Annotated in this window: 13 protein-coding genes; 7 read left to right on the top strand and 6 right to left on the bottom strand. The window is 49.9% G+C overall.

Translation table 11 applies throughout. The annotated features are described in order from the left end of the window. Positions 1–143: 143 nt before the first annotated feature. Positions 144–785 (bottom strand): phosphoribosylglycinamide formyltransferase, encoded by a 642-nt coding sequence (purN, locus tag LVQ79_RS21465; protein ID WP_232866760.1) that lies wholly within the window; start codon positions 783–785, stop codon positions 144–146. Further along, positions 785–1,822 carry a phosphoribosylformylglycinamidine cyclo-ligase gene (gene purM, locus LVQ79_RS21460; RefSeq protein WP_232866757.1) on the bottom strand — a complete coding sequence of 346 codons (1,038 nt, stop codon included), beginning with the start codon at positions 1,820–1,822 and terminating at the stop codon, positions 785–787. The genes purN and purM overlap by 1 nt, the downstream gene beginning before the upstream one ends. Positions 1,823–2,036: 214 nt before the next feature. Here purM and upp point away from each other — a divergent pair, with 214 nt between their 5' ends. The 3 genes from upp to LVQ79_RS21445 all read left to right on the top strand — a co-directional run bounded on the left by upp (position 2,037) and on the right by LVQ79_RS21445 (position 4,834). After that, positions 2,037–2,663 (top strand): uracil phosphoribosyltransferase, encoded by a 627-nt coding sequence (gene upp / locus LVQ79_RS21455; RefSeq protein ID WP_034459132.1) that lies wholly within the window; start codon positions 2,037–2,039, stop codon positions 2,661–2,663. A gap of 83 nt (positions 2,664–2,746) precedes the next feature. After that, positions 2,747–4,030: a uracil permease gene (gene uraA / locus LVQ79_RS21450; protein WP_232866754.1), complete on the top strand. Its 1,284-nt coding sequence runs from the start codon at positions 2,747–2,749 to the stop codon at positions 4,028–4,030. 102 nt (positions 4,031–4,132) lie between these two features. Continuing rightward, the gene (locus tag LVQ79_RS21445; RefSeq protein WP_226812157.1) at positions 4,133–4,834 is read left to right on the top strand and encodes a DnaA inactivator Hda; all 702 of its coding nucleotides are present in this window, start codon (positions 4,133–4,135) and stop codon (positions 4,832–4,834) included. A gap of 40 nt (positions 4,835–4,874) precedes the next feature. Here the strand turns inward: LVQ79_RS21445 and arsC are convergent, their stop codons facing one another. Then, positions 4,875–5,231, bottom strand: a complete 357-nt coding sequence (gene arsC / locus LVQ79_RS21440; protein WP_232866751.1) for an arsenate reductase (glutaredoxin) — start codon at positions 5,229–5,231, stop codon at positions 4,875–4,877. A gap of 11 nt (positions 5,232–5,242) precedes the next feature. Next, on the bottom strand, positions 5,243–6,706 hold the full coding sequence (gene bepA, locus LVQ79_RS21435) for a beta-barrel assembly-enhancing protease (protein WP_232866748.1): 1,464 nt from the start codon (positions 6,704–6,706) through the stop codon (positions 5,243–5,245). Positions 6,707–6,917: 211 nt separating this feature from the next. On the opposite strand from bepA, the gene LVQ79_RS21430 reads away from it, so the two are divergent. Beyond that, on the top strand, positions 6,918–7,988 hold the full coding sequence (locus LVQ79_RS21430) for an AI-2E family transporter (RefSeq protein ID WP_151995234.1): 1,071 nt from the start codon (positions 6,918–6,920) through the stop codon (positions 7,986–7,988). Between the two features lie 54 nt (positions 7,989–8,042). Here LVQ79_RS21430 and bcp read toward each other — a convergent pair whose 3' ends face one another. Together bcp and LVQ79_RS21420 are read right to left on the bottom strand one after the other, a co-directional pair. After that, positions 8,043–8,513: a thioredoxin-dependent thiol peroxidase gene (bcp, locus tag LVQ79_RS21425; protein ID WP_064512983.1), complete on the bottom strand. Its 471-nt coding sequence runs from the start codon at positions 8,511–8,513 to the stop codon at positions 8,043–8,045. Positions 8,514–8,527: 14 nt separating this feature from the next. Beyond that, a complete protein-coding gene (locus LVQ79_RS21420) occupies positions 8,528–9,085 on the bottom strand; it encodes a glycine cleavage system transcriptional repressor (protein WP_226812155.1) in 558 nt (185 codons plus the stop codon). Positions 9,086–9,230: 145 nt separating this feature from the next. On the opposite strand from LVQ79_RS21420, the gene dapA reads away from it, so the two are divergent. The 3 genes from dapA (at position 9,231) to purC (ending at position 11,981) form a co-directional block, all read left to right on the top strand. After that, positions 9,231–10,109 (top strand): 4-hydroxy-tetrahydrodipicolinate synthase, encoded by an 879-nt coding sequence (gene dapA, locus LVQ79_RS21415; RefSeq protein WP_151995231.1) that lies wholly within the window; start codon positions 9,231–9,233, stop codon positions 10,107–10,109. 16 nt (positions 10,110–10,125) lie between these two features. Continuing rightward, entirely contained in the window at positions 10,126–11,160 is a 1,035-nt protein-coding gene (gene bamC, locus LVQ79_RS21410; protein WP_034459106.1) for an outer membrane protein assembly factor BamC, read from the top strand. Positions 11,161–11,267: 107 nt separating this feature from the next. Further along, positions 11,268–11,981 carry a phosphoribosylaminoimidazolesuccinocarboxamide synthase gene (gene purC / locus LVQ79_RS21405; protein WP_034459103.1) on the top strand — a complete coding sequence of 238 codons (714 nt, stop codon included), beginning with the start codon at positions 11,268–11,270 and terminating at the stop codon, positions 11,979–11,981. Positions 11,982–12,085: the final 104 nt, after the last annotated feature.

Genomic DNA, 12,085 nt, shown 5'->3' with positions numbered 1-12,085 from the left:
TACAGCAACGCAGCGATGCTAAAACTCCCCTCGAGGCGTGAGCGTGAATATGCAAGGGAAGTGAGAGAAAAAAGGTCGAAATATCCCTTAAAAAACAATGCCGGTCACCTTAAGTGACCGGCATTAGCCGTAGCCCCTAAGTTTTATTCGTCTGCAGCATGACCCTGCGGTGGTAATTTGTTGCCATCCAGCCAGGCGCTATTTTCACGCATTTCCAGGCGTCCTTCGACAAACCAGGAGACAACTAATGGATAAATAGCGTGTTCCTGATTCTGCACGCGGGCGGTGATGTCTTCTTCATCATCACCTTCAAAAACTGGAACTTCGGCCTGAAGAATAACCGGCCCACCATCTAGCTCCTCAGTGACAAAATGCACGGATGTTCCATGCACTTCATCGCCGTTTTCCAACACCTGGCTATGCGTATTGAGGCCAGGATATTTTGGCAGCAGAGAAGGGTGGATGTTGATCAGTCGCCCTGCGTAATGACCGACAAACTCCGGGCTAAGAATGCGCATATAACCGGCTAGCACCACCAGATCGGGGGCGTAGGCATCGATCTCAAGCATTAGCTCACGATCGAACGCTGCGCGGTCAGCGAATTGGCTAGCCGTTAACGCGTGAGCAGGAATTTCCGCAGCACGCGCTCGCTCAAGACCAAAGGCATCGGTTTTATTACTGAATACAGCCGCCACGGTGGCATTAATCTTTTTCAGCTTACAAGCATCAATAATTGCCTGAAGATTGCTTCCGTTGCCGGAAATTAGCACCACTATACGTCTCATTACTCAATAACCACGCGCTCGGAGGAATCAGAAGCTTTGATACTACCGATTTTCCAGGCGTTTTCACCTTTTGCGTTCAAAAATTCTATCGCTTTATCAGCTTCTGACTCAGGCAGGGCAATCAGCATGCCGACACCGCAGTTAAAGGTGCGGTACATTTCGTGACGGCTGATATTCCCGGCTTTTTGCAACCAGTTGAATACCGCAGGCCACTGCCATGAAGATTCAGCAATAATCGCCTGAGTGTTGTCTGGCAGAACGCGTGGGATATTTTCCCAGAAGCCGCCGCCGGTCAGGTGCGCAATGGCGTGAACGTCTACATTTTCAATCAATTCCAGAATAGACTTCACATAAATGCGAGTCGGTTCCAGTAAATGATCTGCCAGCGGTTTGCCTTCAAGCTCTGTCGTCAGCGGGTCAGTACCGCTCACTTCCAGTACTTTACGTACCAGAGAATAACCGTTGGAATGCGGGCCACTTGATGCCAGGGCAATCAGCACATCGCCGTCAGTGACTTTAGAACCATCGATGATTTCAGATTTTTCGACCACGCCTACACAAAAGCCAGCAACGTCGTAATCTTCGCCATGGTACATGCCCGGCATTTCAGCCGTTTCACCGCCAACTAATGCACAGCCAGATTGCAGACAACCTTCGGCAATACCGGAAATAACGCTCGCAGCAGTTTCGACTTCAAGTTTGCCAGTGGCGTAATAATCGAGGAAAAACAGCGGCTCAGCACCTTGAACAATCAGGTCATTGACACACATAGCGACCAGATCGATGCCGATAGTGTCGTGGCGCTTTAAATCCATCGCCAGCCGTAATTTAGTACCCACACCGTCGGTGCCGGAAACCAGCACAGGCTCACGATACTTTTGAGGTAACGCGCACAACGCACCGAAACCGCCCAGCCCACCCATGACTTCCGGGCGGCGAGTCTTTTTCACTACACCTTTGATTTTATCGACCAGAGCGTTACCAGCATCAATATCAACACCGGCATCTTTATAGCTAAGAGAGGTTTTGTCGGTCACTGCTTAGTCCCCGCGGATGGGTTAGAAATAAAAAACGCCGCAATTCTAACAGTGCAGGCAAACGTTTGCGAGCCTCTTATTCAGCGGGGTGTAATTATTATCAATCTATACTCATTTCACCCAACTTGATCTCGAAGCGGTGGCGCGGTGTTAAAAAAGCGGTATAATCCGGCGATTTTTTTTATGGTGGCCAACTATCTCGGGGAGAAAGAGTATGAAGATCGTGGAAGTCAAACACCCACTCGTCAAACACAAGCTGGGCCTGATGCGTGAGAACGACATTAGCACCAAACGCTTTCGTGAACTCGCCTCAGAAGTTGGCAGCTTGCTGACTTACGAAGCCACGGCGGATCTGGAAACTGAAAAAGTCACTATCGAAGGCTGGAACGGCCCGGTAGAGATTGATCAAATCAAAGGTAAGAAGATTACCGTTGTGCCAATTCTGCGTGCCGGTCTGGGCATGATGGAAGGCGTGTTGGAAAACGTTCCAAGCGCGCGTATCAGCGTTGTGGGTATTTACCGTAACGAAGAAACCCTGGAACCTGTTCCTTATTTCCAGAAACTGGTTTCTAACATTGAAGAACGTATGGCGCTGGTGGTTGACCCAATGCTGGCAACCGGCGGTTCTATGATCGCAACCATCGACCTGCTGAAAAACGCCGGTTGTACCAGCATTAAAGTGTTGGTTCTGGTCGCAGCACCTGAAGGTATCGCTGCGCTGGAAAAAGCGCACCCGGACGTTGAGCTGTTCACCGCTTCTATCGATCAGGGTCTGAACGAGCACGGATACATTATTCCGGGCCTCGGCGATGCTGGTGATAAGATTTTCGGTACCAAATAATTGATTCAATAAAATTAGCCGACTTTGAGAGTCGGCTTTTTTTTGGCTAAAACACAACAACACCATCCTCAGAGGAAATAAAGATGACACGCCGCGCTATTGGAGTGAGCGAAAGACCACCCCTGCTGCAAACGATACCGTTAAGCTTGCAGCACCTGTTCGCGATGTTTGGTGCCACCGTTCTGGTACCAATCCTGTTCCACATCAACCCGGCGACGGTGCTGCTATTTAACGGGATCGGGACACTGCTGTATCTCTTTATCTGTAAAGGTAAAATCCCGGCCTATCTCGGTTCGAGCTTTGCGTTTATTTCACCGGTACTGCTACTCCTGCCGCTGGGCTATGAAGTGGCGCTGGGCGGTTTTATCATGTGTGGCGTGTTGTTCTGTATTGTGGCTTTGATTGTTAAAAAGGCCGGTACTGGCTGGCTGGATGTGATGTTCCCTCCTGCGGCGATGGGCGCGATTGTGGCGGTTATCGGCCTTGAACTGGCGGGCGTGGCTGCGAATATGGCTGGTCTTCTACCTGCTGATGGCACTTCTCCTGACTCAACCACCATTATTATTTCCCTGGTGACGCTTGGGGTAACCATCTTTGGTTCGGTTCTGTTCCGTGGCTTCCTGGCGATTATCCCGATTCTTATCGGTGTGCTGGCGGGTTACGCACTCTCCTTCGCCATGGGCGTGGTTGATGTCACGCCAATTATTAACGCGCACTGGTTCGCACTGCCAACCTTCTACACCCCGCGTTTTGAGTGGTTTGCGATCTTCACAATTCTGCCTGCAGCGTTGGTAGTGATTGCGGAACACGTGGGTCACCTGGTCGTAACGGCAAATATCGTGAAGAAAGATTTGATTCGCGACCCAGGCTTGCATCGTTCAATGTTCGCCAACGGTATTTCGACGATTTTCTCCGGTTTCTTTGGTTCGACACCAAACACCACTTATGGTGAGAACATCGGCGTTATGGCCATTACCCGCGTTTATTCCACCTGGGTTATCGGTGGCGCGGCGATTCTGGCAATTCTGCTTTCTTGCGTTGGTAAACTGGCGGCGGCGATCCAGATTATCCCGGTACCGGTGATTGGTGGTGTTTCCTTGCTGCTGTACGGCGTGATCGGTGCATCTGGTATTCGCGTGTTGATCGAGTCAAAAGTCGATTACAACAAAACGCAAAACCTGATCCTCACCTCCGTTATCCTGATTATCGGTGTGAGTGGCGCGAAAGTGCACATTGGCGCGGCTGAGCTCAAAGGCATGGCGCTGGCGACAGTCGTTGGCGTGAGCCTGAGCCTAATCTTCAAACTTATCAGTGTGCTGCGCCCGGAAGAAGTGGTGCTGGATGCTGAAGAAAACGACGTAAAATAGTAGTTTTGCCTCAAGCCGGGCGGCGCGTTCGCCCGGTTCTATTGATCCTCATTTCTGTGTTAGACTCTCTGCGTTTTTCTGCCTGTTATGGTTGAGGTAATTCTGAATACGCCGGCACAGCTATCACTGCCACTCTATTTGCCTGATGACGAAACTTTTGCGAGTTTCTGGCCGGGTGATAACCCTTCTTTACTCGCCGCACTCCAGTCCGTGCTCCGTCAGGATCACAGCGGATATATCTATTTCTGGTCGCGAGAGGGAGGAGGGCGCAGCCATTTGCTGCATGCCGCCTGTGCGGAACTGTCACAACGTGGCGAAGCGGTTGGCTACGTGCCACTTGATAAGCGTACCTGGTTTGTCCCGGAAGTATTGGACGGTATGGAACAGCTTTCGCTTGTGTGTATCGACAATATCGAGTGTGTAGCGGGCGACGAACTGTGGGAAATGGCGATCTTTAATCTCTATAACCGCATTCTTGAATCAGGAAAAACCCGTCTGCTGATTACCGGCGATCGTCCTCCGCGCCAGCTCAATTTGCAACTTCCCGACCTCGCATCGCGCCTTGACTGGGGCCAAATCTATAAGCTGCAACCGCTTTCCGACGAAGACAAACTTCAAGCCCTGCAACTGCGTTCACGACTGCGCGGTTTTGAGCTGCCAGAAGATGTGGGTCGCTTCCTGTTAAAACGCCTGGATCGCGAAATGCGTACGCTGTTTATGACGCTCGATCAGCTGGATCATGCTTCTATCACGGCGCAACGTAAACTGACGATCCCGTTTGTGAAAGAGATTCTGAGTCTTTAATTCGTTTGGCGGATACCCAGCGCGGCATCCGCCATTATCACTACAAAATTTCTAGCACCGACTCAGGCGGGCGACCAATACGGGCTTGGCCATTAGCCAGTACTATCGGGCGCTCAATCAGCTTTGGATTATCGACCATCGCCTGAATCAATTGCTCTTCGCTTAATGCGCTATCTACCAGATTCAACTCCTTGTACAAATCCTCTTTCTGACGCATTAACTCGCGTGCGCTGGCAAAACCCAATTGGCTGAGCAACGTTTTGATGGTTGCCGCATCCGGAGGGGTTTCCAGGTACAGCACCACTTCGGGTTCTACGCCATTTGCTTTTAGCAGGCTTAACGTTTCACGGCTCTTAGAGCAGCGCGGATTGTGATAAATAGAAACGGCTGTAGACATCGTAACTCCTGTTACATCTTAGAATACGGAAGGAAGCGTTTTTGCAATTCGCGGAACTGATCGATTCGCGCATCATAACGGGCTTGCTGCAAGCTACCCAATTTCACCTGAGCGCTGGCACTACTGAGTAGCGAAATAGCCTGGTCGAGACGCCCAACGAGTGCCATAACCTCAGCACGTGCAGCGAGTTCTTGATCACGATTGCCTAAATCTGCCTCGGTTTGCGCTAACAAATCCCAGGCATTGCTATCATCAGGGTGAGCGAAGGTATAACGATTGAGAATTGCTGCCGCCTGCTCTGGTTGTTTTGCCTGAACGTAGGCGTTAGCAAGGTTAAGCTGTAATACCGGGTTCTGTTTTAAATCAGGCGCGTTTTTCAGTCGATTGATAGCGTCTGCGAATTTATTTTGCCCAAGGTCAATATCGGTAGATAAATCGAGATACCACGCATTTGTAGGTTGTGCGGTAAGCAGTGGTTGCAAAAGCTTACGGGCCTCATCCCATTTATTACCGCCCATCGCCTGAAGCGCACGACCATATGCTGCGGCGTGTTGTTCGCGAATATTTCCTTTCGACCAGCTATCCAATAAATCACTGGTTAGTTGATTACGTCCGGAGTTGTACATACCCAACGTACGCGCTTTTGCCATGTAAAAATCTTCTGAAGATTGTGTCACCACCGGCCGCATTTGGTTGGCTCGGTTGCGCGCATCGGCCAAACGGCTTTCAGGTAATGGGTGGGTGAGCAAAATTTCTGGCGGGCGAGATGAATAACGCGACTGGTCGAGCAGTTTCTCAAGGAAGGTTGGCATCGCTTGTGGATCGAAACCGGAGCGCTGTAACACCTGAATACCGATGCGGTCTGCTTCCTGCTCGTTTTGTTGCGTGAAGCTGATCATGCCCTGTTGTGTGCCGGCGAGTGTTCCACTTAACGCTGCCATACCCGCTTGTGGGCTGGCCATCGCCAGTAAAATAGAACCTAATGCACCCACCCAGGTTAGCGGGGCATTTTTTTTCTGATCTTCCATGGCTCGCGCCAGGTGACGTTGTGTGACGTGAGAGATTTCGTGCGCCATAACCGACGCGAGCTGGCTTTCATTATCGGCATAACGGAATAGCGCAGAGTGCAGCACCACGTTACCGCCGAAGAAAGCAAAGGCGTTGATTTCGTCGTTATTGATCAGAAAGAAATGGAATGGGGTCTTAACTGAGTTGGCATGGCTAACCAGACGCATACCCAGTTTGTTGATGTACTGCACGAGCAAAGGGTCATTGATTAATGGGGCGCTGCCTCGCAGCTGACGAACATAAAAGTCGCCCATCTGCATTTCCTGGCCAATTGACAGAGTATTACCTGCTGAAGTTCCCATATCTGGCAGTTGGTCGCTAACGTCCGCAAAGGCTGGAGTTACTGGACCCGCAAGCAAAGCTGCCATCAGTGTTGCAACCAGCGATTTTTTCAACTGCTTGAACATACGTCCTGTCCTGTTTAATCAAAGTTAATCTTCGACATGTATTACGTGAATTTGTTCGCATACAAAAATGAACTGTAGCCCACCGCATGACTGAGACCTATCTTATCTGCGACAATTTTAAACCGCCATTGAACGGAGATAAAAAGCAAAGTCTTTACAGTGACATTTAGATACAATCTCTCCTCGCACAATACTGTCAGGGAAGGGATGTATGCTTGAAATGTTGTTGCAGTGGTATCGACGACGGTTTAGCGATCCGGAGGCTATCGCACTGCTAGTCATTCTGGTTGCAGGATTTGTCATTCTGTTCTTCTTCCACGGACTGTTAGCGCCGCTGTTGGTGGCAATTGTGCTGGCTTATTTACTGGAATGGCCGACCGCACGGCTTCAGCGTATCGGATGTTCACGAACCTGGGCTGCAACGATTGTATTGGTGCTGTTTGTCGGCATTTTGCTGTTGATGGTGTTGGTGGTTGCGCCAGTTGCCTGGCAGCAGGGTATCTATCTGATACGTGACATGCCGGGAATGCTGAATAAACTTTCCGATTATGCGGCCACTCTGCCAAGACGTTACCCGGCACTGGTTGATGCAGGCATCATTGATGCCATCGCCGAGAACATGCGTGGGCGCATGATGGGTATGGGCGATCAAGTGGTCAAATATTCACTGGCTTCATTAGTTGGGTTGTTAACGCTGGCAATTTATCTGGTGTTAGTGCCGCTGATGGTGTTCTTCCTCGTCAAAGACAAAGAACAGATGCTTAATGCTGTTCGCCGGGTTTTACCTCGAAACCGTGGGCTTGCGGGGCAGGTATGGCTGGAGATGAATCAGCAAATTACGAACTACATTCGCGGCAAAGTGCTGGAAATGCTGGTTGTGGGTGTGGTGACCTATATTGGTTTTGTGATTTTTGGCCTGAATTACTCTCTGCTGCTGGCGGTGCTGGTCGGATTCTCTGTGCTGATTCCATATATTGGCGCGTTTGTCGTGACAATCCCAGTGGTGTGCGTGGCGTTATTCCAATTTGGAGTGGGGCCAGAGTTCTGGACGCTATTTGCCGTGTATTTAATTATTCAGGCATTAGATGGCAATCTGTTGGTACCGGTATTATTTTCCGAAGCGGTTAACCTGCATCCATTGGTCATCATTTTGTCGGTAGTTATTTTTGGCGGTCTGTGGGGGTTCTGGGGCGTCTTCTTCGCGATTCCACTTGCTACCCTGATTAAAGCGGTGGTGCATGCCTGGCCGGATAGCGTGTTGATAGACGATAAGCCAAACTAGAGAAAGTAAAAAGCCGACATAAAGTCGGCTTTTTTAATATTTTTAGCGTAGCTATTAAGCGTTTTCTTTCAGCCAGTTCACCACAATGTCGTGATGGTTGCTGGTTTTGAAATCATCAAACACTTTTTCAACTTTCCCTTCACCATCCAACAAGAAGCTAATGCGATGGATGCCATCGTAGGTTTTACCCATAAATGACTTCTCGCCCCAAACCCCAAATTGCTCACAGACCTGGTGGTCTTCATCAGAAAGCAGGGTGAAGTTGAGTAACTCTTTTTCGGCAAAACGTGAAAGTTTCTCTGGCTTGTCGGTGCTAATACCCAGCACTTCCACACCACTTTTTTTCAACGCATCCATGTTGTCGCGCAAGCCACATGCTTGCACGGTGCAGCCTGGTGTCATCGCTTTAGGATAAAAATAAACCAGAACGCGCTGTCCCTGGAAGTCGGTTAAATTTATCTGCTCGCCGTCTTGATCAGGCAAGCTAAATTTCGGTGCACTGTCACCGGCTTTCAGTGGGCTCATTACAACTCTCCGTCTTAATCATCTTGCTGTGGATAATTCACAACGTTAATACTGCCTTGTGCTTTAAGTTCTGTACAGAGGGCCTTGAATTCATCTTCAATAACATTCGCATCCTGACCTGCCGGACTATGAGCTGTTATCTGAATATACAGCTGGGGTGGATTGCCATCCTGAGCCGGCTGGGTACGTGAACTCAATTCCGCAATATTCATGTGATGGGCATCAAACAGATGGGTGAAACGCTCGATTAAATGAGGCGAGTCGGTCACTTCTACCTGCACCCAGACTGTTGCTGGCATTGCTGGGCGCTCTTGCGCTGCGGTACGTTTCATAACGATTAATAAATCTAGCTCAGCACCTTTCAGCGGTAGCGTTGATTCAATCAGGGTTATGGCATTCCAACTGCCCGATAGCAGCATAATAAACGTGAACTCTTCACCGAGCATAGCGAGGCGACTGTCTTCAATATTACAGCCGCAACTGCTCACATGGCGGGTGATGGTATTAACAATACCAGGTCTGTCCGCCCCAAGGGCCGTAATGACCAAATAATGGTGTGGTGAGAGTGTCAAACGTGTTCTTCCTGTGAATCGGTGAGATATCATAAGGAAAGCATAAAAAAAAGTTGCGTACAACCGTGTAGCGTCACCTGGTGACTTGCTTTTGATCCTGCACCAAACGTACCATTGAGACACTTGTTAGCACAGAGGATGGCCAATGTTCACTGGAAGTATTGTCGCGCTTGTGACGCCGATGGATGAGAAAGGTAATGTCTGCCGGTCAAGCCTGAAAAAACTGATTGATTACCATGTCGCCAGCGGGACCTCGGCGATTGTCTCGGTAGGTACGACCGGAGAGTCTGCTACGTTGAGCCATGACGAGCACGGTGATGTGGTACTGATGACGCTGGAACTGGCTGATGGCCGTATTCCGATTATCGCGGGGACTGGCGCTAATGCCACCTCTGAAGCTATCTCACTGACAAAGCGTTTCGAAAACAGCGGAATTGTGGGCTGCCTGACGGTAACTCCATACTACAATCGCCCAACCCAGGAAGGGCTATATCAGCACTTCAAAGCCATCGCTGGAAGTACAGACCTGCCGCAGATGCTGTACAATGTGCCATCTCGTACCGGTTGCGACATGCTGCCTGAAACAGTAGGCCGTTTGGCGAAGATTAAAAATATTATTGGTATCAAAGAAGCGACCGGGAACTTAACACGAGTAAACCAGATCAAAGAGCTGGTTGAAGATGACTTCATCCTGGTTAGCGGCGATGACGCGAGTGCGCTGGACTTTATGCAATTGGGTGGCCACGGTGTGATTTCTGTGACGGCAAACGTAGCCGCGCGAGAAATGGCAGAAGTGTGTAAACTGGCCGCCAATGGGCAATATGCGCAAGCGCGCGTTATCAACGAACGTTTGATGCCGCTGCACAATAAATTATTTGTTGAACCCAACCCTATCCCAGTCAAATGGGCATGTAGGGAGTTGGGACTTGTGGCAACCGATACCTTACGCCTGCCAATGACACCGCTGACTGAAGCCAGTCGTCCGGTGATTGTTAGCGCGCTCAAGCATGCCGGTTTGCTGTAAAGTTTAGGGAGATTTGATGGCTTACTCAGTACAGAAGTCGACGGTGGCGAAAGTTGCAGTGGTTTCGTTAGCCATGCTGTTAGCAGCATGTAGCACCGACCAGCGTTATAAGCGCCAGGTTAGTGGTGACGAATCCTATCTGGATGCAGCACCCCTCGCGGAAATCCACTCCCCGGCGGGGATGATCCTGCCGGTGCAGAATGGTGAATACAATATTCCGGTCACCAACGGCAGCGGCGCAGTAGGCAAACAGCTGGATATCCGTCCGCCGGCTCAACCTCTGGCATTAGTCAGTGGCGCACGTACTCAGTTTACTGGGGACACCGCAACTCTGATGGTTGAAAGTGCGCGTAGTGCAACGCTGTGGCCACAGGTCGTAAGCGCTGTACAGGCGAAAAATTACGGTATTGATAAACGTGATGACGCAAGCCAAACGCTGACCACTGACTGGGTCCAATGGAACCGTGCTGATGAAGATCAGCAGTACCGTGGGCGCTATCAAATCAGTGTGAAACCTCAAGGCTATCAACAAGCTGTGGTGGTTAAGCTGCTGAATCTGGAACAGGCCGGCAAGCCAATTGCTGATGCGGCATCTATGCAACGTTATAGTGCAGAAATGCTTAACAGCATCAGTGCGGCACTGGATAAAACCCAGACCGATCTGCAAAACGCCAAAGAAAGCCGTGCAGCAACGCAGCTTGATGTTCAAAGTGCCGCTGATGACACTGGCCTGCCAATGCTGGTGGTGCGTGGTCCATTCAACGTCGTATGGAACCGTTTACCGGCAACGCTTGAGAAAGTGGGCATGAAAGTCACTGACTCTACGCGTTCAACAGGCAGCATGGCTGTAACATACAAACCATTGTCTGACAGCGCATGGCAAGATTTAGGGGCGAAAGACCCGGGTCTGTCCAGTGGCGACTATAAACTGCAAGTGGGCGACCTCGATAACCGCAGCAGTCTGCAGTTCATCGATCCAAAAGGTCACACGCTGACGCAGTCTCAGAACGATGCTCTGGTAGCTGCATTCCAGGCGGCATTCAGCAAGTAACATTTAAAGGCCAGAGCTCTCTGGCCTTTTTTCTGTTAGGCTACGCAAACGTGTGCGTAGACACAGATAGCGGAATTTTTAGTTAAATCACACCTGGAGTAAGAAAGATGCAAAAGCAAGCTGAGTTGTATCGTGGCAAAGCGAAAACCGTATACAGCACGGAAAATCCGGATCTGTTGGTGCTCGAATTCCGCAATGATACTTCAGCAGGAGACGGTGCTCGTATTGAACAGTTTGACCGTAAAGGCATGGTGAACAATAAGTTCAACCATTTCATTATGACTAAACTGGAAGAGGCGGGCATTCCTACGCAAATGGAAGCTCTGCTCTCCGACAACGAAGTGCTGGTGAAAAAGCTGGATATGGTGCCGGTTGAGTGTGTAATTCGTAACCGTGCGGCTGGCTCACTGGTTAAACGCCTCGGTATTGAAGAAGGCATTGAGCTGAATCCACCGCTGTTTGACCTGTTCCTGAAAAACGATGCGATGCATGACCCGATGGTCAATGAATCTTACTGTGAAACCTTTGGTTGGGTGAACAAAGAGAATTTGGCTCGTATGCGTGAGTTGAGCTACAAAGCTAACGATGTTCTGAGCAAACTGTTTGATGACGCGGGTCTTATCCTGGTCGATTTCAAGCTGGAATTTGGTTTGTTCAACGGCGAGGTTGTACTGGGTGATGAGTTTTCCCCAGACGGTAGCCGCTTGTGGGACAAAGAAACCCTCGACAAGATGGACAAAGACCGTTTCCGCCAGAGCCTTGGTGGCCTGATTGAAGCTTATGAAGAAGTCGCTCGTCGTCTTGGCGTTCAATTAGACTAAAATCTCGCACGATTCTTATGAAGCCGAATGTGTTCTCACATTCGGCTTTTTCACGTCTTGTTTCCTATGGTAATCCTGGAATTAACCACCTACGATCTACTTAT

It is taken from the genome of Buttiauxella cochleicola (assembly GCF_021282405.1).
Taxonomy (GTDB): domain Bacteria; phylum Pseudomonadota; class Gammaproteobacteria; order Enterobacterales; family Enterobacteriaceae; genus Buttiauxella; species Buttiauxella massiliensis.
Note: the sequence above shows the minus strand (reverse complement) of the source record. Positions and strands in the feature narration are given on the sequence as shown.